16 protein-coding genes and 2 pseudogenes are annotated in these 21,873 nt (G+C 71.6%); 11 read left to right on the top strand and 7 right to left on the bottom strand.

Features of this window, described 5'->3' with window-relative positions:
- Positions 1 to 45 precede the first annotated feature (45 nt).
- Positions 46 to 1,020, bottom strand: a complete 975-nt coding sequence (locus ABZ576_RS19340) for a hypothetical protein (protein WP_360742106.1) — start codon at positions 1,018 to 1,020, stop codon at positions 46 to 48.
- Positions 1,021 to 1,388: 368 nt separating this feature from the next.
- Between ABZ576_RS19340 and ABZ576_RS19345 the strand changes: the two genes are divergently transcribed.
- Both ABZ576_RS19345 and ABZ576_RS19350 read left to right on the top strand, forming a co-directional pair.
- Positions 1,389 to 3,629 (top strand): glycoside hydrolase family 9 protein, encoded by a 2,241-nt coding sequence (locus ABZ576_RS19345; protein WP_360741677.1) that lies wholly within the window; start codon positions 1,389 to 1,391, stop codon positions 3,627 to 3,629.
- An 85-nt stretch (positions 3,630 to 3,714) separates the two neighbouring features.
- A pseudogene (locus tag ABZ576_RS19350) lies at positions 3,715 to 3,924 on the top strand (hypothetical protein); the annotation flags it as partial.
- Between the two features lie 65 nt (positions 3,925 to 3,989).
- Here the strand turns inward: ABZ576_RS19350 and ABZ576_RS19355 are convergent.
- Positions 3,990 to 4,211: pseudogene (locus ABZ576_RS19355) on the bottom strand (transcriptional regulator); the annotation flags it as partial.
- Between the two features lie 57 nt (positions 4,212 to 4,268).
- On the opposite strand from ABZ576_RS19355, the gene ABZ576_RS19360 reads away from it, so the two are divergent.
- The 6 genes from ABZ576_RS19360 (at position 4,269) to ABZ576_RS19385 (ending at position 12,775) form a co-directional block, all read left to right on the top strand.
- Positions 4,269 to 4,985 (top strand): hypothetical protein, encoded by a 717-nt coding sequence (locus ABZ576_RS19360; protein ID WP_360741680.1) that lies wholly within the window; start codon positions 4,269 to 4,271, stop codon positions 4,983 to 4,985.
- A gap of 97 nt (positions 4,986 to 5,082) precedes the next feature.
- Positions 5,083 to 5,886, top strand: coding sequence for an alpha/beta hydrolase (locus ABZ576_RS19365; RefSeq protein WP_360741683.1), 804 nt, complete (start codon positions 5,083 to 5,085; stop codon positions 5,884 to 5,886).
- On the top strand, positions 5,886 to 7,175 hold the full coding sequence (locus ABZ576_RS19370; protein WP_360741686.1) for a SpoIIE family protein phosphatase: 1,290 nt from the start codon (positions 5,886 to 5,888) through the stop codon (positions 7,173 to 7,175). Before ABZ576_RS19365 ends, ABZ576_RS19370 begins: the two co-directional genes overlap by 1 nt.
- A complete protein-coding gene (locus ABZ576_RS19375) occupies positions 7,172 to 7,510 on the top strand; it encodes an STAS domain-containing protein (protein WP_360741689.1) in 339 nt (112 codons plus the stop codon). Before ABZ576_RS19370 ends, ABZ576_RS19375 begins: the two co-directional genes overlap by 4 nt.
- Positions 7,511 to 7,720: 210 nt before the next feature.
- Entirely contained in the window at positions 7,721 to 8,209 is a 489-nt protein-coding gene (locus tag ABZ576_RS19380; RefSeq protein WP_360741692.1) for a hypothetical protein, read from the top strand.
- 3 nt (positions 8,210 to 8,212) lie between these two features.
- The gene (locus tag ABZ576_RS19385) at positions 8,213 to 12,775 is read left to right on the top strand and encodes a caspase family protein (RefSeq protein ID WP_360741695.1); all 4,563 of its coding nucleotides are present in this window, start codon (positions 8,213 to 8,215) and stop codon (positions 12,773 to 12,775) included.
- A gap of 39 nt (positions 12,776 to 12,814) precedes the next feature.
- On the opposite strand, the gene ABZ576_RS19390 is transcribed toward ABZ576_RS19385, so the two are convergent.
- On the bottom strand, positions 12,815 to 14,422 hold the full coding sequence (locus ABZ576_RS19390) for an alpha/beta hydrolase (protein ID WP_360741698.1): 1,608 nt from the start codon (positions 14,420 to 14,422) through the stop codon (positions 12,815 to 12,817).
- Positions 14,423 to 14,919: 497 nt separating this feature from the next.
- On the opposite strand from ABZ576_RS19390, the gene ABZ576_RS19395 reads away from it, so the two are divergent.
- Positions 14,920 to 15,462, top strand: a complete 543-nt coding sequence (locus ABZ576_RS19395; protein ID WP_360741701.1) for a sigma-70 family RNA polymerase sigma factor — start codon at positions 14,920 to 14,922, stop codon at positions 15,460 to 15,462.
- A 325-nt stretch (positions 15,463 to 15,787) separates the two neighbouring features.
- The gene (locus ABZ576_RS19400; RefSeq protein ID WP_360742109.1) at positions 15,788 to 16,339 is read left to right on the top strand and encodes an ATP/GTP-binding protein; all 552 of its coding nucleotides are present in this window, start codon (positions 15,788 to 15,790) and stop codon (positions 16,337 to 16,339) included.
- Between the two features lie 62 nt (positions 16,340 to 16,401).
- Here the strand turns inward: ABZ576_RS19400 and ABZ576_RS19405 are convergent, their stop codons facing one another.
- Together ABZ576_RS19405 and ABZ576_RS19410 are read right to left on the bottom strand one after the other, a co-directional pair.
- The gene (locus ABZ576_RS19405; RefSeq protein ID WP_360741704.1) at positions 16,402 to 16,749 is read right to left on the bottom strand and encodes a 2'-5' RNA ligase family protein; all 348 of its coding nucleotides are present in this window, start codon (positions 16,747 to 16,749) and stop codon (positions 16,402 to 16,404) included.
- Between the two features lie 273 nt (positions 16,750 to 17,022).
- On the bottom strand, positions 17,023 to 17,484 hold the full coding sequence (locus tag ABZ576_RS19410; RefSeq protein ID WP_360741707.1) for a pyridoxamine 5'-phosphate oxidase family protein: 462 nt from the start codon (positions 17,482 to 17,484) through the stop codon (positions 17,023 to 17,025).
- 177 nt (positions 17,485 to 17,661) lie between these two features.
- Here ABZ576_RS19410 and ABZ576_RS19415 point away from each other — a divergent pair, with 177 nt between their 5' ends.
- A complete protein-coding gene (locus ABZ576_RS19415) occupies positions 17,662 to 18,846 on the top strand; it encodes a cytochrome P450 (RefSeq protein WP_360741710.1) in 1,185 nt (394 codons plus the stop codon).
- A gap of 165 nt (positions 18,847 to 19,011) precedes the next feature.
- On the opposite strand, the gene lanL is transcribed toward ABZ576_RS19415, so the two are convergent.
- Together lanL and ABZ576_RS19425 are read right to left on the bottom strand one after the other, a co-directional pair.
- Positions 19,012 to 21,543, bottom strand: coding sequence for a class IV lanthionine synthetase LanL (gene lanL, locus ABZ576_RS19420; protein ID WP_360741713.1), 2,532 nt, complete (start codon positions 21,541 to 21,543; stop codon positions 19,012 to 19,014).
- A 14-nt stretch (positions 21,544 to 21,557) separates the two neighbouring features.
- Complete coding sequence (locus ABZ576_RS19425) at positions 21,558 to 21,740, bottom strand: SflA family class IV lanthipeptide (RefSeq protein WP_360741716.1); 183 nt, start codon at positions 21,738 to 21,740, stop codon at positions 21,558 to 21,560.
- Positions 21,741 to 21,873 lie beyond the last annotated feature (133 nt).

A 21,873-nucleotide genomic window follows, 5' to 3' on the forward strand; every position in this document is an offset into this window, starting at 1 on the left:
GGCCGCGGTTGGGTGCGCCGGAACGGGGCCGCGCCGGACGCCGGTTCACGAGGCCCGGCGCAGGGGCAGGACGGCGGCCGGGCCGATGGAGCCGGGGCCGAACTTGTCACGGATACGGTCCGTGACCTGTTCCGCGACGAGGCGGGACTCGCGTGTGCCGTCCAGGCTGATCTGCTGGGCGACCCGATCACCGTCGACGAGGTCCTCGGCCCGCAGCACCATCCCGGTCAGCCTGGCGCGCTGCAGGCCGGCGGCGTCCATCAGCCGGTAGGCCGCGATGCGCAGGTCCTCGTCGTGGGCCGAGGGTTCCGGCAGGCGACGGGTCTTCTCCCAGCTCGTACCGCCCGCGAACGTCAGCGTCAGGGTCAGGGCCCGGGCGGCCTGGCCGCGGCGGCGCAGGAGCGGTCCGAGCTGGACGACCAGGTCGAGCAGCGCGGCCCGGACCGTGGCGCCCTCCAGGGCGTGGTGGGCGAAGCGGTGGCGTACGGCGGCGGAGGCGGGCAGCGATGTGGGTACGACGGGCCGGGGGTCGGTCCCGCGGGCGCGGTCGGCGGCGAGACGGCCGGCCTTCTTGCCCAGCAGGCGCTGTACGGTCGCTGGGGAAACCGCGGCGAGCAGGCCGATCGTGTGGATGCCGTAGTCGCGCAGCACGGCTGCGTGACGGGGGCCGATGCCGTGCAGGGCCTCCACCGGCAGGGGTGCGAGCCAGTCGGCTGCCTGCTCGGGGGCAATGGCCAGCACACCTCCGGGACCGTCGATCCGGGCGGAGGCGGTCGCGGCAACCGTGATCGTCGGGCCTATGCCCACCCGGACATCGACGCCCAGCCGTGAGACGGACCTGATACGGAGAAGCTCACCCAGGTGTGCCGGTTCGGTGCCGTGATAGCGGAGGGCGCCCTTCAGCTCGACCAGAGCGCAGTGGGGAGGGAGGGCCTGGACCACCGGGGACAGACCGGCCAGCAGCTCCAGCACCTCCCGGTATACGGCTTCCGGCAGCCGGTCCGGGCAGCGCACATGCATCACCGTCGCTCGCCGGACCTGCGGTGTTGCGTCATCCACCGTCCTCACCTCCCACCCCTACGTTATCGAACGAATAATCGAACACGCGACTGTGAACGCAGGACACGGAGAACACGGTCATCCGCGTGTGACTGATCGCGACAGTTGCCCCTTGAGTACGCCAGCGGCACCTGAGCGCGACAGCCGGCCCACAGAGGCCGGCTGGAGGGGGAACCGCCTGCGACGATCCCGGAAGGCTTCACCGGGCACAAATCCGTCGCGTCCGGACCGTTGACGGGGTGTCATGCGCGGGCAAGCATGTCTCGCGTCCGAATCTTGGGAGCGCTCCCACGCTCCAGGCGCACCCGCACGTCCCGAGGAGCCCAGAAGTGAAACGACACTCAACCGCCGTGCTGACCCTCACCGCCCTGCTGGGGACGGCGCTGACCGCGCTGCCCGTGCAGCAGGCCGGTGCCGAGGAGGTCGAGCAGGTCAGGAACGGCACCTTCGACACCACCAGCGACCCGTGGTGGACCAGCAACGTCACCGCGGGCCTGAGCGACGGCCGGCTGTGCGCGGACGTGCCCGGCGGCACCACCAACCGCTGGGACTCCGCGATCGGGCAGAACGACATCACGCTGGTGAAGGGGGAGACGTACCGGTTCTCCTTCCACGCCTCCGGCATTCCCGAGGGGCACGTCGTGCGGGCGGTCGTGGGCTTGGCCGTGTCGCCGTACGACACCTGGCAGGAGGCGAGCCCGGTGCTCACCGAGGCCGACGGTTCGTACTCCTACACCTTCACCGCGCCCGTCGACACCACCCAGGGCCAGGTCGCCTTCCAGGTCGGCGGCAGCACCGACGCCTGGCGGTTCTGCGTGGACGACGTGTCCCTGCTCGGCGGGGTGCCCCCGGAGGTGTACGAGCCGGACACCGGACCCCGGGTGCGCGTCAACCAGGTCGCCTACCTGCCCGCCGGGCCGAAGAACGCCACCCTCGTCACCGACGCCACCGCCCGGCTGCCTTGGCAGCTGAGGAACGCCCAGGGCACGACGGTCGCCCGAGGCCTCACCGTGCCGCGCGGCGTGGATGCCTCCTCCGGGCAGAACGTCCACTCGATCGACTTCGGCTCCTACGGCGGGCATGGCACCGGCTACACCCTCGTCGCCGACGGCGAGGCCAGCCACCCGTTCGACATCGACGCGGCGGCCTACCGCCGCCTGCGGCTGGACTCCGTGAAGTACTACTACACGCAGCGCAGCGGCATCGCGATCCGCGACGACCTGCGGCCCGGCTACGGCCGCGCGGCCGGCCACCTGAACGTCGTCCCCAACCAGGGCGACGCGAACGTCCCCTGCCAGCCGGGCGGGTGCGACTACACCCTCGACGTCACCGGCGGCTGGTACGACGCCGGCGACCACGGCAAGTACGTCGTGAACGGCGGCATCGCCACCTGGGAGCTGCTGAGCACCTACGAGCGGTCGCTGCTGGCCCGCACCGGCCACCCGGCCGCCCTCGGCGACGGCACCCTCGCGCTGCCCGAGAGTGGCAACAAGGTGCCGGACGTCCTCGACGAGGCCCGCTGGGAGCTGGAGTTCCTGCTGAAGATGCAGGTGCCCGCCGGGCAGCCGCTGGCCGGGATGGCCCACCACAAGCTCCACGACGAGCAGTGGACCGGTCTGCCCCTGCTGCCCGACCAGGACCCGCAGAAGCGGGAGCTGCACCCGCCGACCACCGCGGCGACCCTCAACCTGGCCGCGACGGCCGCCCAGGCCGCCCGGCTGTACCGGCCCTTCGACAAGGTGTTCGCCGCGCGAGCGCTGACGGCCGCCCGCACGGCCTGGCAGGCCGCCCTCGCCCACCCCGACCTCCTCGCCGACCCCGATGACGGCACCGGAGGCGGCGCCTACAACGACGACGACGTCACCGACGAGTTCTACTGGGCCGCGGCCGAGCTCTACCTGACCACGGGGGAGCGGCAGTTCGCCGACCACGTGCTCGACTCCCCGGTGCACACCGCCGACATCTTCGGCCCGACCGGCTTCGACTGGGGCCACACGGCCGCCGCCGGCCGGCTCGACCTCGCCCTCGTACCCAGCCGGCTGCCCGGCCGCGACCAGGTGCGCCGCTCGGTGATCAAGGCCGCCGACACCTACCTCGCCACGCTGACCGCCCACCCCTACGGCATGCCGTACGCCCCCGCCGGCAACCGCTACGACTGGGGTTCCAGCCATCAGGTCCTCAACAACGGCGTGGTTCTCGCCAGCGCCTACGACCTCACCGGCGCCGCCAAGTACCGCGACGGGGCGCTGCAGGGCATGGACTACATCCTCGGGCGCAATGCCCTGAACATGTCCTACGTCACCGGCTACGGCGAGGTCAGCTCCCACAACCAGCACAGCCGCTGGTACGCCCACGAGCTTGACCCCACCCTGCCGAACCCGCCGTCCGGCACCCTCGCCGGCGGTCCCAACTCGAGCATCCAGGACCCGTACGCCCAGTCCAAGCTCACGGGCTGCGTCGGCCAGTTCTGCTACATCGACGACATCCAGTCCTGGTCGACCAACGAGACCGCGATCAACTGGAACGCGGCCCTCGCCCGCATGGCCTCCTTCGCGGCCGATCAGGGGTGACCGCCCGGCACGCCTGAGGTACCGCTCGGTACCGCACTGACCTGGGACATCTACGGGCCAGTACCCGAGCGGTACCGCGAAGGACATGCCAGCCCTCACTGTGGAGTTCAGCGATCGCGAGCTGGAGGGCCTGCGGCAGATCGCCAGGGAGCGCGGCACGTCAACGAAGGCGCTCGTGCGCGAGGCGGCCGCCGCCGACACTGCGCGCCACCCGGCGCTGCAGGAGGGAGCGGAGGCGTTCTGGAGCTTCTCAGCCTCGCACGCCGACGAGTTCGCGGAGGCGTTCCCCGACGACCTGTGCGAGCGACGCGGGACGCTGCCCGTGGTTCCGGTGTGGCAGCGGTCTCTTCGCAAGAGGGATCAGCCGGGCAGCGGGCCGTCGGCATCGGTGCTGGTGGCGGTGGGGGCCGAGGTCGGGGCGTTGGCCCAGGAGGCGAGGATGCGTAGAGCGTCGTGGGAGGGGGAGCCGGGTTCGGCGGACCAGACCACGAGCTGCTGGTCGGTGTCGGTGGTGGTGGCGAGGGCGTCCCAGTCGAGGGTGAGCTCGCCGACGACCGGGTGCCTATGTGTCTTCGTACCGACGCCGCCCACCACGTCGCGGGCCGGATGATTGATGCCGGGGACTTGGGGGTCGGTGACGTGCTGTCCATCGCGTGCCCCTTCACGGTTACCAGGGTCGAGCAGGGTGTCACGTGGGACCACGTGTCGGTGCGATGGCCGTGGTGGGAGATAGACACCGACTGCGAGTTCGCGCAGTGGAACGGGATCGTCGCGCTGGGCGTGGCCGGCGGCGGAAGCGCCGCACCCGAGGTGACCGCCGAGCTGTTCCGGACGGACCCTCCGCCCGAACAACTGAAGGCCGGAGACGTGTGCCGGGTCGGCGTGCCACCCACCGTGGTGCACGTGACGGCCGTCGACCACCACGATCCCCCGCTCGAAACCGCCTGGCTGCCGCGGCCCACCCAGACCGTGACCGTGCTGCGCCGAGGCCTGTCCTACCGCGAGTTCCCGGACGAGAGCCATCTCGACGGCACGGGGTACACCATCCATCCGGGCGACGGGATCCCCTTCACGTTCGAACTGCTGATGCGTCCATACGCGGCACTCCAGGTGGGCGACGAGGTCGCCGACCACGCCGGCCGGGCATGGCGGTTCGACGGCCCCTGGAACTGGACCGCCTTCGATGGAGAGCCGGCCGGTGCGGGCCCCGCGTGGCCGCTGGTCCTGCTCACCCGGGCAGGGACGCCGTGCTCCGTCGAGGACGCCGAAGCGGTGTCCGCGAGCACGGCGAGCGGTTCGCACCAGCAGACGCTCCGCGACTGGATGGCACTCACCGAGGCCTCCCCCACACCCTGACCCTCGGCACGCCGGGCTGGTGGGGCCGGCCAGGCGGGACGTGGAGGGATTCGGGGCCGTGTCAGGACGGGCGCGCGGGGCTGTGAGAATGGCGGGCATGGATGTCGCGCGCAGGAACAATGTCAACGTCACCGGAAATCCGCAGGGGCGGACGGTGGTGCTGGCTCACGGGTTCGGCTGCGATCAGAACATGTGGCGACTGACGCTGCCCGCCCTGGTCGACGACTACCGGGTGGTGCTGTTCGACTACGTGGGTTCGGGCCGCTCGGACCCCTCCGCCTTCTCGGAGAGCCGTTACGGCTCCCTGGAAGGCTACGCCCGGGACGCGGTGGAAGTGTGCGAGGCGCTCGACCTGCGCGATGCCGTGTTCGTGGGGCACTCGGTCAGCGCGATGATCGGAGTGCTGGCGGCTCGTACGGCTCCGGAGCGGATCGGTGCGCTGGTGATGGTGGCTCCGTCGCCGCGGTACATCGATGACGAGGGCTACCGGGGCGGGTTCAGCGCACAGGACATCGACGAACTGCTGGAATCCATGGAGTTCAATTACCTGGGCTGGTCGGCCACGATGGCCCCGGTGATCATGGGAAACGCGGACCGGCCGGAGCTCGGCGAGGAGCTGAAGAACAGCTTCTGCGCCACCGATCCGGACATGGCTCGCGTCTTCGCCCGGACGACCTTCCTGTCCGACGCGCGGGACGACCTGAAGAGTGTCACGGTGCCGACGCTGGTGCTGGAGTGCGCGCACGACGTCATCGCCCCGCGGGAGGTCGGCGCCTTCGTCCACCAGGCGATCGCCGGCTCCACTCTGGTGACGCTCGACACGACCGGGCACTGCCCGCACCTGTCGGCGCCCGAGGCCACCAGCAGAGCCATCAGCGACTTCCTGGCGGGCCTGCGGTGATGTGCCGCACCGGCCAGGAGTCCGATCCCCACGACTCGGGCGACGCCGACGAGGGCGTGGCTTCGGACGCGGCGTTCGCGGCGCTGCTCGAAGACAGCGCCGAGGACCTGTACGAGAGCGCGCCGTGCGGCTATCTGTCCACTCTGATGGACGGCACCATAGCCAAGATCAACCGCACGCTGCTGGACTGGCTCGGTCTGGACCGGCGAGCGGTGGTGGGGCGTCTGCGGTTCCCCGACCTGCTCACCGTGGGCGGCAAGCTCTACCACGAGACGCACTTCGCGCCGCTGCTGCGGATGCAAGGCGAGATCGGCGGAATAGCCCTGGAGCTCAAACGGGCCGACGGCGGCCGTATGCCGGTGCTGGTCTCCTCCGTGATCAAGCACGGCACCACCGGTGAGCCCCTGATAATCCGCACCACCCTCTTCGACGCCAGGGACCGCCGCGCCTACGAGGAGGAACTCCTGCGCGGCAGGAAAGCCGCCGAGGAGGCACGCAGGCAGGCGGAGGCCGACCGCGCGCGGCTGCAGGACGCCCTCGCCGTGCTCCAGCGGTCCTTGCTGCCCGACACCCTGCCGCCGGTACCGGGGATGGAGACGGCCGCCCACTACCACACCGCCTCCCCCGACCAGCTCGGCGGCGACTTCTACGACGTCTTCCCCATCGACGGCAGGCGCTTCGGGTTCTTCCTCGGCGACGTGTGCGGCAAAGGCCCCCAGGCCGCCGCCGTCACCTCGCTGACCCGCTACACCCTGCGCGCCGCCGCTCTGCACGACCCCGACCCCGTCTCCGCCCTGACCACCCTCAACCAGGTCCTCCACCAGCGGTACACCGGCGGGGACCCCCGCTACTGCACCGCCGTCTTCGGCACGCTCGAACCCGACCCCGCCACCGGACACGTCGCCGTCCACCTCGCCTCGGGCGGTCACCCCCCGGCCCTGATCCTGCGGGCCGACGGGACCGCCGACTTCCTGCGCACCCCCGGCGGCCTCCTCGTCGGCATCCTGCCCACCGCGAGATTCACCGCAGCCACCACCACCCTCGCCGCCGGCGACACCCTCCTGCTGTACACCGACGGCCTCACCGAAGCACGCATCGGCGAAGACCGCACCACCCTGTACGGAGACGAAGCCCTCCTCGCTTTCGCCACCGACCACGCCGGCCGGTCCCCGCACGCGGTCATCCAGGCCCTGACACGCCTGCTCGACAGCTTCGGAGACGGCCTCGACGACGACACCGCCCTGCTCGCCCTCGGCGTCCCCGCCGCCCTACCCCAGACCACACCATGAGCCCGCTGAAGATCACCGCCCGAGAAGCCGCCACCGGTCCCGTCCTGGGCATCGCAGGCGAACTCGACTACGCCAGCGCCCCCGAACTGCGCGAACGGATAACCACTCTCGCCCTCCAACCCGGCCAGCGCCTGGTTCTGGACCTGGCCGACATGGACTTCTGCGACTCCAGCGGCATCACCGCTCTGATCGCCGCCCGCAACCACGCCCATGCCGCCCGGGCGGACATCGCCCTCGCCGCCGTGCCCCCCAACACCCTGCGCATCCTGCGCATCGTCGGCCTCGACCAGGTCTTCACCCTCCACCCCGACAGCGACACCGCCACCCGCCCCTGAGCCACGAGGTCCTGCTCACCACACCCGGCGGTCCTCGCACCGCTCGCGGTCGCCCGTGGCCGTATGCCGGGCGGGGTCGGCGCACCTGTGCAGCCGGGCACCGGGGCATCGCCGCGCCCGGGTAAGTCTGGCGGAACTCCCGTCTGGGACAGACCAGTTGATGCTGATAGGGTCGTCTGGCTCAGGAACCGCTCCCGTCACGGAGGCGAAGTGGAGATCACTCTTTCCGCGAGCGATCCGGACGGTGGGCGAGTCGCGGCCACCAGCGAGCTGCACCGGTGGTTGCAGCGTCAGCCGGAGTTGCGCGGCCGCCTCGTACGGCAGTCGGCGACCGCACCTCCTCCCGGGACCATGGGCGCGTCCGGAGAACTGGTGACCCTGCTACTGGCACCCGGCGGTCTCACCGCCGCCTTGGCGGCGGCCGTCGTGGCCTGGCTGCAGAACCGGCGCGGCGACCAGGTCGTCACCATCACCCTGCCCGACCAGACGCAGGTCACGGTCTCCTCCACGAAGGTGCGCGGCCTGACCGCGCAGGCCACCGGTGACCTGGCCCAGCGCGTCGCGGCGGCGATCGACCGGTCCGGGACGAGCCCGGAGGGTGACACCGAACGCGGTGCGCCGGGAGACGGGGCGGCTTCCGAGGAGGGGGACTCGCCCCGGCCGGCGCAACCGGCGGGAGACCGCACGGACAGAGCCTGAACCATGGCGGGGACGAACGGGGCGGACGCACGCGGCCTGCTGGGCGACGACTGCCGGGCCCTGGTGGTGGGCACGGGCGAGCACGTCGACGGGGCGCTCCTCGTCGGCCTGCCGAGCGCGCTGCGGACGGCCCGGGCTCTGGCGGACACCCTCACGTCGGCCTGCGGGATGGCCGCCGGCCAGGTGCGTCTGGTCACCGATCCGCCATCGGCCGCCGACGTCCTCGGCCCGCTGGAGCAGGCCATCGCCGAGGCGCGAGGCGGAGTCCTCGTCTTCTGCTTCGTCGGCCACGGACTCCTGGGCCCGGGAGGGAAGCTGTATCTGGCCACGAGCACGACCCCCTCCCACGACAACACCGTGCACGCCGTGCCCTACGCCGAGATCGAGAACCGCCTCGCCGACGCCCCGGTGCGCCCGGTCGTGATCCTCGACTGCTGCTTCTCCGGACTGGCCGAGGCCGCCGGTAGCGGGCGACGCGAGGACCCCTTCCTCTCCGTACGGCCACACGGCAGCTTCCTGCTTGCCTCGGCCACCCACTACGCGGCCTCCTTCGCCCCCGAGGGCGAGCGGTACACCCTCTTCGGCGGCGAACTGCTGCGGCTGCTGCGGGACGGCGAGAGCGGAGGTCCACGCTGGTTCACCCTGTCCGACGTCCACCGCCACCTCGACCGCCGTTTCGAGGACTCACCCGCCCGGCCCCACGCCGGCAGCGTCGGACGACTCGGCGACCTGGTCCTCGCCGCCAACCCGCGTTACATCCTGCCCGCCGCCCCGGACACGGGCCCGGCCCCGCAGCCGAGCGACGGGCCCTGCCCCTATCCCGGCATGCGGCCGTTCCTGCCGGAGCAGCGCCATCTGTTCCACGGCCGCGAGGAACTGACCCGGCGTCTGCTGGACCGGGTCGCCGCGACGGACCCGGGCGACCCCGTCGTCCTGGTCGGGCCCTCCGGTGTGGGCAAGTCGTCGCTGCTGCGGGCCGGCCTCGGTGCCGCGCTCGAAGGCACGGACCTCAAGCCGGTGCTCCTGGTGCCCGCCCCGGGGGCGCTGCCCTTCCGGACGCTGGCGGCGGCCTGGGCACGAGCTGTCGGCCGGCCGTTCGGCGAGGTGGAGCGCGACCTCGGCGCCGGACGGTTCACCGCACCGGCCGACCGCCGCGCGGCACCGCGCGTCCTGGTGATCGACCAGCTGGAGGAGATCTTCACCCACTGCCGGGACACCGAGGAACACCGGCTGTTCACCCGCGCCCTGACGGGCACGGGGGACGGCACGGGCCCGCGGGTGGTCCTGGGCCTGCGTGCCGACTACCTCGGCCAGTGCCTGCGCGATCCCCGGCTCGCCCAGGCCGTCAGCGCCGGCCAGTTCGCCGTACCGGTGATGAACGACGACGAGCTGCGCGCCGCCATCGAGGAGCCCGCCCGGAGCGCGGGACTGCGCTGGGAGGACGGACTGCCGGACCTGTTGCTGCGGGAACTGGCACAGGAGCGCGTCGGCACCGGTGACGCCATCGCCCTGCCGTTCCTCGCCCACGCCCTCCAGGAGACCTGGCACCGGCGGCGCGGCGCCGAACTCACCTTCGCCGGCTACCAGGCGTCCGGAGGCATCCGCACCTCCGTGGCGCGAACCGCCGAGGACATCCACGACGCGCTCGACGCCGACGGCCGCGAGCGCCTGCGTGAACTCCTGCTGCGGATGGTGCACCTGGTCGACGCAGAGGGCAGAGCGGTACGGCGCCGCGTACCCCTGGAGGATCTGCACGGCGCCGATGACCTGCTCGGCCGGCTGGCCGACGCCCGGCTCGTCGTCGTGGACGACGGTGTGGCCCAGCTCTGCCACGACTCCCTTCTCCACGGCTGGCCCCGGCTGCGGAACTGGATCAACGCGGACCTCGACGCCCTGCTGGTGCGCCGCAGGCTCGCCCAGGCCGCCGAGGCCTGGGCCGAAGCGGGCCGGCCGGCGAGCGGCCTGTACGCGGGGAGCCACCTCGCCGGTGCGCGGGCGGTACTGGAGGACGACGGTCACACGCTCGGGCTGCGCCCGGTGGAACGGGATTTCATCGCGGCCGGCGAGCGCGCCGAGCGCCGCCGCAGGAGGCTGACCCGGACGGGACTCGCCGTCGTCCTGGCCCTGGCCCTGCTGGCGACGGCCCTGGCCGTGCTCGCGCGCAGGGCCCAGGGCGACGCCGAGGCGCGGGAGACCCGGCTGATCGCGGAGCAGGTGGCGAGACAGGCCGACGCGATGCGGAAGCAGGACCCGCAGACGGCGCTGCGGCTGAGCCTGGCCGCGTACCGCACCGCGCAGACCCCCGTCACCAGGTCCGCCCTCTACTCCGCGTACATCTCGACCGCGCCCGTCGACCTCCGAAACGGTGTCGAGCAGCCCGTGCTCAACGTCGCCTACCGGTCCGACGGTGACGTCCTGGCCACCAGCCAGCGCGGCGGGCGAGTCCAGCTGTGGGACATCACACGCCCCGCCACTCCCCGCAAGGGTGCGGGCGTCACCCCGGGCACCACCGCCGTCCTCGCCTTCCAGCCGGGCAGCCGCCTGCTCGCCGTCCAGACACAGGACCGCCTGCTGGTGTGGGACACCACCGACCCCCGGCACCCCCGGAAGAAGGCGGAGCGCCGCACGACCCGGGGAACGACGTACTCCATCGCCTTCAGCCCCGACGGCGGCACCCTGGCGACCGGCTCGGACGAGGGCCGACTGCGGCTGTGGGACATGACCAGGGCCGACCGGCCCCGGCTGCGCCACGAGACGTCGGTCGGAAAGGACCTCCAGCTCATCTCGGTGGCGTTCACCCGCGACGGGCGGCATCTGCTGAGCGGCAACGGCAAGCCGGAGAACGAGACGTCGGGCCACGCCGCGGTCAGGCTGTGGGACGTGCGCGATCCGGACCGCCCGGTGCTGCGCGACACCGCCGCGGCCGACACCGTCATGGCCGTGGCCGCGCACCCGCGCAGGGACCTGGCGGTGGCCACCGGGGCGAACGGCACGATCTCCTGGTGGCGGATCGAGGACGGCAGACGACTGCGCCTCGTCGAACCGGAGGAGGAGAGCTCCTTCCCGGCCGGCTGGGGCGGGGTCGGTATCGAAAGCGGCATACCGTCGCTCGCCTTCCGGAAGGACGGCGAGGTCCTCGCCGGTGCCGACAACGAGGCCGACGAGCCGAAGATGCTGCTGCGCAAGGTCGGGGCGGAAGACTCCCTCTACGACACCCGGTCGGAGTTCGGCGAGCGGCCGGCGGGCGAACCCGTCCAGTCCGTCGCCTACAGTCCTGACGGCGCGTACATCGCGGCCGGGGACATGGGCGGCTCGGTGCGGATGTGGCCGGAACATCCCCCGGCGCCGGCGTTCCCCGGTGATCTCGCGGACACCGACCCCGGCACCGAGGCGATCAGCCCCGACGGCCGCTACCTCCTCAGCCAGGAGTACGGGGAGGACTACACGGTCACGAGCCGCGTGTGGAACGTCGGCTCGGCGACGCGGCCCAGCCCGGCCTTCACGGTGCCCGGACCGTGGCACGCGCGGTACTTCCTGCCCGGCAGGAAGAAGCCCCCGGTACTGGTGTCCCACTCGTTCGAGAGCGGAACCAAGAAGCACACATTCCGATTCTGGAGCTTCGACAGCACCGGCGGTCGCCCCCGGCACGGTACGGACATCCCGCTGGCCACGGACGACGTGGTGACGGCCGTAAGTTCCGACGGCACACTGTTCGCCATCGGTGCGGAGGACACCCGCCGCCTTGAGGTGTGGGACCTGAGCGACGTGCGCAGACCGGTCAGGCGTTCCGTGATCGACGCGCGGACCGATCGCAGCCGCGGCCAGCCGTGGTTCCTCGACAACCGGTTCCTCGTCACCACGGAGCACAGGGGGGCTTCCTGGGACCTCCGCCTGTGGGACCTCGCCGACCCCGGCAACCCGCGCAAGGGAGCCACGGTCCGGGGCGGTGCGGACGGAGCGGGCCTGGCCTACCTGGGCGAGTCGCACACGCTGATCGTGGAGGGGGGTGCGGAAAGCCTGCGGCTGTGGGACATGAGTGATCCGGACCGGCCTGCGGAGGGGGGCGTACTGCGCGGCACTTCGCAGGGGTACTACCCGGTCACCGGCGGACGCCTGGCGACCCTGCTGCAGGACGGATCCGTGCGCTTCTGGGACATCGGTGACGTCGACCGTCCCGAGCGCCAGGAGACCCTCCGGCTCGACCACACCGTGAAATCCATCAAGGTCACCCCGGACGGACGGCACGTCGTGACCCGCATGGCTCTCGGCGGCCAGTTGCTCGACACGCCCGAGGAGTACCGCATCTGGGACACCGAACCGGACGGACGGTGGCGCAGCCCCGCCCAGACCAGCCTGGCGGGCGTGTCCGACATGCAGGTTCTCCCGGGCAAGGCGTCACAGATGGCGGTCGTGGCCGAACTCGACAACGAACCATGGACGTTCCTGCTGGACCTCGACAGCGAGCGCGTCTACGAGAAGCTGTGCCGCACTCATCCACTGAGCGTCCCCGAGAGCCAGTGGAACACCCTGTTCCCCCACTTGTCCCACCGGGCCTCCTGCGGCTGAGGCGCTCCTCGGTGGGACGCAGCACTGCGGGCCGAACGTCTAGCGCGTCTCCTCGGAGGCGGCCGCTCGGTGGCAGGTCGTGTTCTTGTCGAGGGTGCCGTGCAGCAGGTAGGCGTCGACCCGGTCATTGACGCACGGGTTGCGTTGGGTGGTGACGCTGTGCGCCCCGGAGTCTTCGACCGTGAGCAGGCCCGAGCTCTGGAAACGCCGGTGGAGTTCGGCGGCTCCCGCGTAGGGGGTTGCCGCGTCCCCGGCGTTCTGTACGAGCAGGACGGGTGCAAGCTGCTTGGTGCCCTTGACCTCGATCGGAGTGTGCTGGGCGCTGGGCCACGTCGCGCAGGGCAGATTCTGCCGCGTGCTGTACCAGGCCATGAACGGGTCCTTGGCGTTCAGGCGGCTGGCATCCTCGTCCCAGCGGTTCCAGTCGGTGGGCCACTGGGCGTCGGCGCAGTTGACGGCGGTGTAGGCGGCTACGGAGTTCTCTTTGGTGATGTTGCCCTTGGTGTCGGAGAGTTTCGTCCCGGCGTCGTCGACGAGCTTCTTCGGGTTCCCTGCCTCGTACGCGCTCCACGCCTCGGCCCTCGGAGCCCACATCTCGTCGAAATACACGACTGCCTGGAACGAGTCGATCAGCTCGCTGGGGCCGATGGTCCCACCGATCGGGTGCTGCTCGGCTGTGTCGAGCAGCTTCTCCCACCGGTCTCTGACCTCCGCCTGCGTCTCGCCGAGGTGGTAGTCCGCGTCGTGTTGGGCGACCCAGGCGGTCCAGTCGCTGAAGCGTCGTTCGAATCCGGGAATCTGGTCCTGGTGCATGCCGTACCAGACCTTGGCCGGCGCGGGATTGACGACCGAGTCGAGCACCATGCGCCGCACTCGGTCGGGGAAGAGAGTGCCGTAGACCGCCCCGAGGTAGGTGCCGTAGGAGACGCCCAGGTAGTTCAGCTTCGGTTCGCCCAGGGCCGCTCGGATCACTTCCATGTCGCGCGCGGTGTCCGGTGTGGTCAGGTGCGGCAGAAGCGCACCGCTGCGCTTCCGGCAGCCCTGGGCGTACGCCTGCGCGTCGTCTCGCATGCGCTTCTTGTCGTCGGCGCTGTGGGGGACGGGGTCGGGTTTGGGGCCCTTGGCGAATTCCTGCGGGTCGGCACAGGAGACCGGTGCCGAGTGGCCCACCCCGCGCGGGTCGAAACCGACCAGGTCATAGGCGCCTGCGACGTTCGCCCACACCCTGGGGTTCAGCCCCTTGAGTGCCGTCACGCCCGAGCTGCCGGGCCCGCCCGGGTTGAGCACGAGCGTGCCCTGACGTTCTTGTGCTTTACCGGGGCTGGGGAGCCGGTCGAGCCACAGCTTGATGGTCGGGCCGTCCGGCTTCGCGTAATCGATGGGAACCGTCACCGATCCGCAGCGGAAGTCCGTGTACAGGCCCCACTCGGACGGGCACGCCCGCCAGTCGATGCCCGCCTTCGCCGCTCGTGCGGCGACTTCCTGGACCCCGCGGCTCTCGGCTTCGGTGTTTTCTCCCGGAGGCAACTTCTCGGCGTGCACCTCAGGGGTGCCTTCCCCGTCCTTCTCAGCGATACCCGCCACCGTGACGACACCGATGGCGACCACTACCGCGCTCGCCCCGGCGACACCGACCAGCCCTTTCACGGCAGACTCCTTCCCCGACGCCCGGCCCAAGACGTCTGTGCAGTGAACTTGGCCTTCCGGTGCCGCGGGCAATCCGTCGGGGCGATAGTTCACCGGTACGGGCTTGGGGGCCGGCGCTTCAGCGACCGCCGCATGCCTCTCGCCGGCGTCGCCGCCGGCCTCTTCCGCGACAACGGTCGGGTGCACGGTCCCGGCGGGGACCCTAGACGGTGACGGTCCCCCGGCGCTCTGACGGGTGTGTGGACTACGTACGGGGAGAACGGCGGTCGGAATGGGTGAGCACACGTGGCTTGTGGTCTTCATGGGGTTGCCCGTGTTGGGCGCGGTGTCGGGCGCTATCGCGTACCGGTTACGGGAGCGGGCCCGCTGGACCGCTGTGACGGCTGTGCTCAAGCAGGGGCGTCGCGGGACGCGGGTGCGTTTCAAAGCGGTCGACGGCCGTGGCGGAGCGACCACGGAATGGGAGATCACCCTCCCGTCAACGGTGGGGAGCGACGATGAGCCCGGCCGGTGACGAACCGCTGCCGGGGTCGGACGGTGCAGCACGAGAGAGGCAGATCGAGGATCTGTACGCCGCCTTCCACGAGGAAGTGCTGCGCAAGGCCACGACCGCTGCCGCAGGGTGCACCGCTGACGCCTGGGACGCCACCCAGCACGCCTTCGTCCAAGCGTGGCAGCACCTCCGGCGGGACGACATCGGCAACTGGCGGGGCTGGTTGGTGAAGACGGCCGTGCGGCATGTGGTGTTCCATCGCCGTCGCCATGCCCGCCAGCTGCCGCTGCACGACACCGACCCTGTGGACAGCCAGGTTCTGCTGGAGGACCACGTGGTAGTCAAAGAGACCTACCAGGACATCCTGGGGGCGATCGGGCGCCTCAGCGAACGACAGCGCCAGGCGATGGTCCTGGTCCACATCGCCGATTGCTCGACCGCCGAGGCGGCCGCCGACATGGGGGTGTCCCCCAGCACCGTACGAAACCTCATCCACCAGGCCCGGGCTCGGCTGAAGTCCGCGATCGGGGAGGCGAACCATGACTGACGACGCCACCACGCCGCAGGACCACGCTCTCGACCGTGCTCTCGAAGACACCGAGGCCGCCGTGGGGCAGGCCCTGGGTGCCGTCTTCGACTCCCGCGCCGGCCTCGAACAGATCAAGCAGCGGATCCGCCAGGTGGCGCAGCGGCCCAGCCCGTCGCAGCCGGTGGTCCGGGCCGGGCTGGAGGCGGAGGAGGCCCCAGACGGTCCGGCCGACCGGCCTGAGGCGTCGCGCCATCCCGGCACCGAAACGCTCGTTCGGGATCGACGCTCAGGCCATGACGCTTCCTTCTCAGCGTATGACGCGTCCCCGGACCAGCCCGTTGCGCTGAAGATTCTGGTGGCCGGCGGTTTCGGCGTGGGCAAGACCACCTTCGTCGGGGCGGTCAGCGAGACCGAGCCGTTGTCCACCGACGAGGTGCTCACCCCGACGCACCTGGGCATGGACGACAGAACCGTTGTCGATGGAAAGACCACCACCACGGTGGTCATGGATTTCGGGCGCGTCACGCTCGATGACTTGGTCGTGTATCTCTTCGGCACACCCGGGCAGGACCGCTTCGGGTGGGTGTGGGACGACCTCGCCACGGGTGCCCTGGGTGCGATCGTGCTCGCCGACACCCGTCGTCTGGAGCTGTGCTTCGCGGCCGTCGACTACTTCGAGCAGCGTTCCCTCCCGTTCGTGATCGGCGTCAACTGCTTCGAGGGAGCGGCCCGCCACACCGCCGAGGACGTCCGCCAGGCCCTCGACGTCGGTCTTGACGTGCCGGTCGTGCTGTGCGACGCGCGCCGGCGCGGGTCCGTCACGCAGGTCCTGGTCGAGGCCGTGTGCCACGCGATGCCGGAGACGATCGCACAGCGCGAGGGCGTCAGGACCTGACGCCCTCGCCACCTGCGTGCACGTCACGACCGCACTCGGAAAGAGCCCGTGCCCTCACCTTGTCACTCCCCCGGGATCGAGGTGAGGGCGCGGGTGTGCGAGTCGTACAGGCGTGCGGCGACGAAGCGGCCGCTCACGGGCTCGTGCAGGCCGGGAGGGAGCAGCTGGTCGTCCGGTACGTTCCACGCCGGTCGGCGGCTGCGGCCGAGGGTGATGTGCGGCTGCCAGGTGTGCGGCAGGAGCAGGGGGTGGTCGCCCGCACAGTGCGCGGCGGCGAGCACGTCGTGGACCGCGGCGTGGACGGCGAGGAGTTCGGGCTCCCGCCGGACACGCCAGGCCAGCACGTTCGTACGACCGGAGAAGCGGACGAGCCCGTCGAGGACGGCGGGACAGTCGAGGCCCTCCAGCACCCCGCACAGCTCCCGATGCGCTGCCGCGGTCAGGTCCCTCGGCCGCTGCGAGTGTCAGATGGGGCCGGTTGGTCGGATGACCGTGATGCCTCTGACTGGGCTCTCCTCGCGCGGCCAGATGGTCCCAGACGTGCAGGACTCCGTCCTCCGTGCCGGGGTCCAGCAGCAATTCGACTGTGATCATCACTTCTCCATCAGGCCGGGCGAGGCATGTACGGCAGCCGCGAGCGGACCGCTGACAGGCCATAGGGCGTGGACGAAGAGTGGGTCTCGCTACCCCAGCCACGCACCGTCACGCATCACGACCCGGCCCCGCAGTTCCGGTACTCCGCGCCAGGCGCGCACTGTCTGCGGCGCTATCCGCAGGTACAGATGGGGAGTCTCCTCCCTACGCGGATCCCAGCCGAACTTGCCCGCGAACGCATCCGCGGCATCTTTGGGCACTTCCCGCGTGGAACAGCACGTCGCCTCTCCTTGCAGCAGCACGACGTCGACGGTATCCGGCAGTGCCAGGCGTACGCGCGGTTCCTCGCGTACGTTGCGCGCCGTCGCGGAGTTGACGCCGGTGCACATCCACACGGCCTGTCCGTCCCACAGGAACCACAGTGGCACCTGATGCGGGCCGTGGTCGGGGTGGGACGTCGACACCCATATGTCGCGCTCGGAGCAGAGCCGTTCCACGGTGTCCCGCCTGCGCTCCGCCGTGTCGCGGCGAATGATCTCCTCAGCTTGCATGGGTGTCGACCTTAGCCAGCAGGTTCACGGTGCGCATGGGCCGCAAGCCTTAGGCCCGGAGGCGGACCGCCGCCCGTGGTGGAGCACCCCTGCGGCGGGCACTTTCCGGGTGGCGTGCGCGTTGATCGGGTACCGGCGTCGTCCGGTGCCTCGTTGGAGTCGGTAAAGGGGAGTCACATGCGTGAAGTGGTCGACCTGACGGAGTACGGCGACGCGCTGCGCCGGGACCCGCACCCGGTCTACGCACGGCTGCGCGGACAGGGACCCGTCCACCGGGTCCGGCTCGCCACGCCGACCGGGGCCTGGGAGACCTGGCTGGTGGTGGGGTACGAGGAGGCGCGCGCCGCCCTCGCCGACCCCCGGCTGGCCAAGGACACCGCCAAGATCGGCGAGATCCCGCTGGACGAGCAGCTGATCGGCAAGTATCTGCTGACCGCCGACCCGCCACAGCACACACGCCTGCGCAGCCTCGTCACGCGCGCCTTCACCATGCGCCGGGTGGAGGAACTGCGCCCGCGGATCCAGCGGATCACCGACGAGCTGCTCGACGACATGCTGCCCCGCGGCCGCGCCGACCTGATCGGCTCCTTCGCCTACCCGCTGCCGATCACGGTCATTTGCGAGTTGCTCGGCGTGCCCGAGATGGACCGCACCGAGTTCCGCGAGATCTCCACCGAGGTGGTCGCGCCGAGTGGCGAGGACAGCGAGCGCGCGGCGATCGTCCGGCTCGCCGACTACCTCACCGAGCTGATCGAGGACAAGCGCCGCGCCGGGCGCACGGGCGATCTGCTGAGCGACCTGATCCGCACCACCGCGGAGGACGGCGACCGGCTCTCCGCGGAGGAACTGCGGGGCATGGCCTACCTGCTGCTCATCGCCGGCCACGAGACCACGGTCAACCTCATCGGCAACGCCGTCCTCGCCCTGCTCTCCCACCCCGCCCAACTGGCGGCCCTGCGCGCCGACACCACCCTCCTCGACGCGGCGGTGGAGGAAACGCTGCGCTGGGAAGGCCCCGTGCACAACGCCACCTACCGGTACGCCACCGAACCGCTGGAGATCGCGGGCGCTCGGATCGGCCAGGGCGAGGGCCTGCTGGTCGGCCTCACCGCCGCCCACCGCGACGCCGCCCGGTACGCCGATCCCGACCGCTTCGACATCCGCCGCGACACCCGTGGTCACCTCGCCTTCGGCCACGGCATCCACTACTGCCTGGGCGCACCTCTGGCCCGTCTGGAGGGCGGGATCGCGATCGGTACGCTCCTGGAGCGCGCTCCCGGCCTCGCCTTGGACGGCGAGCCGAAAGAGTGGCTGCCGGGCCTGCTCATGCGTGGCCTGAGAAGCCTGCCGGTGCGCTGGTAGCGGCGCACCCGCGCCGCGACGGCGGCGCCGTACGACCGGACGGTGGTACGCGACGGTGACGGTGCACGGCCCTCCGCCGCACCACGCCCGCCGGCCGACGGGGAGTTCGCGAGGGGTGCCGGCCGACGTGGCGGCGGAAGACGCCCGCGGCGCCGGTGGCAGCGGTCAGGCGACGAGGCCGAGCCGCGGACCGCCCCGGTCGTGCAGTCGTCTGAAGAAGGCCAGCACGCCCGCGGAGCCGCCGGCCCAGGTGGCACTCGGCCGGGTGAGACCGGTGTCCGGGAACACGGGCCGGGACCAGGTGCCGCCGCTGCGGCTCAGGATGAGCAGGGCGATGGTCTGCGCCGCGTCCCGGAACTCCTCGGACGCGGACGCTTCCGCGACGTCCAGCATCAGGTCGCCCACTCCGGCCAGTCCGCAGCACTGCGTGACCAGCGGCATCCGCGGTGCCAGTGCGGCGCAGGCGCGCGCGGCCCGCCGGGCGAGGTCGAGGTATCCGGGCTCGTCGAGGAGTCCGGCGGCCCGGACGAGTACGGTCCCGATGCCGGCCAGGCCCCGGCACCACGAGCCGTAGCGGCGTGTCGCCCCCGGCTCGGCGGCCGCCGCGATGATGTCCGGTGTGACGGCGGCCAGGTGCGCGGCGGCCTTCGCGGAGCGGCTGATCGCGTCCGGGTCCCCGGTCGCATCGCCGTACTCGAGCAGGAAGCAGGCGACGCCCGCCTCGCCGTGCGCGATGCCCTCGCGCAGGGCGGCGCTCCCGGCCGTGTCCTGACCGGCCGGGGTCAGTCGGGCGGTGCCGGACGCCAGCATCCGGTCGCAGTCGGCGGCGACGGCGAGGTGCCGGTCCGCGGTCTGCCGGTGACCGGACCCGAGGGCGTGTCGGGCGAGCAGCAGCCGGCCGAGGCCGATTCCGGCGGCGCCCGCGATCAGGTCCGCCTCCGGCGGTCCGCCGTCCGGTGCGCGGTCCGGCAGGACGGCGTACCCGGCCTCCGCTTCCGTCCCCCACCCGGCCTCCACTCCCGCCTGCGCGAGGAAGAGTTCGACGCCGGTGCGCCCCGTGTAGAAGCCGGGTGGCAGGTTCCTGGACTGTTCCGCCGTCCACTGTGCCAACGCGGTGACGGTCGGACGCACGTCGGGCCGGTGCGCATGGTGGAGGAGTTCCAGGCCGAGTCCCGAACTCCCACCGTAGACGTCGATCGAGGTGGGGACGTTCCGCTGTGCGGCCCGTACCGGATCCACGATCGCCCGCGCCTCCCCGACGCAGAACGCGGTCGTGTGCTCGATGATCTCGTCCAGCAGGTCGCTGTCGATGCGGGGGCGCGCGGGCCGGCGTGCGGTTCCGGCCGTGCCGGTGCGCAGGCGGTCGGCGGCGGCGGTCCGTACGGCGGGGTCGAAACTCAGGAGGCCGGTGATCGACGACCGGATCTCCCGGTGGGCGCGCCCGGGCAGTGCCCATGCCAGGCAGGCCAGGGTCCGGTCCCGGTTGACTCCGTGGTCGGTGTCGACGATCACGGGGTCCATGCCGGTGGCGGCGAAGAAGAGGGTCGTGCCGAGGGCGTAGTAGTCGTCGGCGGGGACGGCCGGTCCGCTCGCGTGCAGAACCGGCTCGCTGTATCCGGGGGTCGCCCCTCCCGGCCCGGCGCCGTCCCGCTCGCTGATCCCGAAGTCGATCACGTGGCAGTGGCCGGGGCCCAGGTCGTCGAGCACGACGTTGTCGGGCTTGAGGTCGCGGACGACCACGTTGCGGCCGTGGATCGCGTCCAGGACGCGCAGGAGCCGGGAGGCGAGGTCGGACAGGGCGCGGGCCGGCCGGGTGCCGTCGTCCCGGTAGGGGCCGCTGCGCAGGACTTCCCTGCGCAGGTCACGGTCGCCGCAGCTGCTCATCACCAGGTACTCGTCCGACTGGTGAGCGAAGTAGTCCAGCACGCGGGGCACGCCGCTGACGCCGTCGAGCGCGGTGAGGACCGTGCGCTCGTTGCGCAGCCGGTGGCGGGCGTCCCTGCCGGATTCGTCCTCGCCCACGAAGGCCCTCGCCTGTTTGACCACCACCGGCCGCCCGAGAGTGCGGTCGACCGCGCGGTAGACGTTGCCCCGGGGTGAGCGCGCGATGCCGGCGGTGACGGTGTAGCGTCCGCCGCCGACGCCGGGCGCGGACGGCTCGTCACCGTGTCGGGTGCCGGCCGCGAAGGGGTCCTCGGCCCAGGGTGGGCACCGGTAGCGGCCGACGGCCAGGCCGTCGAAGATCCGGCCGTCCGGCCCGGTCATCACGGATTCGAGCCGCCCGCTCCGGCCGGTGCGGTAGTCGCCCGTGAAGGGGCCGTAACGGTAGTAGACCGGGGCCCGCGGATCGACCCGCCGGTCGCTGACGACCCGCGGGCCCTCCCGGTCACGCAGTACGGCGACGAGCTCCCGGGCGACCTCCACCACGGCATCGGCCGTGGGGTACACGGTGATCGCCTTGCCGACGGCCGCGGCGCTCACCGTCCCGGAGTTGAGGCGGCGCAGCGTCTCCGGGTCGCGGGCGAACTTCGCGTGGCAGACGTGCCGGGAGAGCACCGGCAGGACGAGCCGGGTCACGGCGTCGAGGTCATCGGGACGCGCCGAGACGTGCAGTTTCCAGCCGTGTTCCATAGCCGGCATCCGCGGATCGTTCAGGTACGACCACGTGTCGTCGGACCAACCGCTGCGGCCGGCCATGGAAACGGCCACTGTCAGGAGTTCAGGTCACAGGCGAAGCGGGTGGTGGCGGTCACCCAGGGGTCGGCGAGGCACGCCGTGTGCTCGCGGTCGCCGCGGTCGTCGTCCTCGAACGCGATCGCCTCGTCGTCGATCTCCAGCGGACCCGCGTCGCGGATTCCGTCGGCTGTCAGAAGATCCGGCACGGCTACGGGCATGTGACGCCTCCATCGTTTGTCGTGCGCTGAGGAGCAGGCAATGGCCGACGCGGGCCGGTGGGCCCGCTGGGCCGGACACTCGCTTAACAAAGGTAAGGAGGGCTCCAGTCGCTGACAAGGGGTCAGGTGGCAC

Source organism: Streptomyces sp. NPDC013455 (genome assembly GCF_040632975.1).
Taxonomy (GTDB): domain Bacteria; phylum Actinomycetota; class Actinomycetes; order Streptomycetales; family Streptomycetaceae; genus Streptomyces.

Bases quoted from the DNA above. Each gene is read 5' to 3' on its own strand.
- ABZ576_RS19340 (WP_360742106.1), bottom strand. From the start codon at position 1,020: ATGCATGTGCGCTGCCCGGACCGGCTGCCGGAAGCCGTATACCGGGAG.
- ABZ576_RS19365 (WP_360741683.1), top strand. From the start codon at position 5,083: ATGGATGTCGCGCGCAGGAACAATGTCAACGTCACCGGAAATCCGCAG.
- ABZ576_RS19370 (WP_360741686.1), top strand. From the start codon at position 5,886: ATGTGCCGCACCGGCCAGGAGTCCGATCCCCACGACTCGGGCGACGCC.
- ABZ576_RS19375 (WP_360741689.1), top strand. From the start codon at position 7,172: ATGAGCCCGCTGAAGATCACCGCCCGAGAAGCCGCCACCGGTCCCGTC.
- ABZ576_RS19385 (WP_360741695.1), top strand. From the start codon at position 8,213: ATGGCGGGGACGAACGGGGCGGACGCACGCGGCCTGCTGGGCGACGAC.
- ABZ576_RS19395 (WP_360741701.1), top strand. From the start codon at position 14,920: ATGAGCCCGGCCGGTGACGAACCGCTGCCGGGGTCGGACGGTGCAGCA.
- ABZ576_RS19410 (WP_360741707.1), bottom strand. From the start codon at position 17,484: ATGCAAGCTGAGGAGATCATTCGCCGCGACACGGCGGAGCGCAGGCGG.
- ABZ576_RS19415 (WP_360741710.1), top strand. From the start codon at position 17,662: ATGCGTGAAGTGGTCGACCTGACGGAGTACGGCGACGCGCTGCGCCGG.
- lanL (WP_360741713.1), bottom strand. From the start codon at position 21,543: ATGGCCGGCCGCAGCGGTTGGTCCGACGACACGTGGTCGTACCTGAAC.
- ABZ576_RS19425 (WP_360741716.1), bottom strand. From the start codon at position 21,740: ATGCCCGTAGCCGTGCCGGATCTTCTGACAGCCGACGGAATCCGCGAC.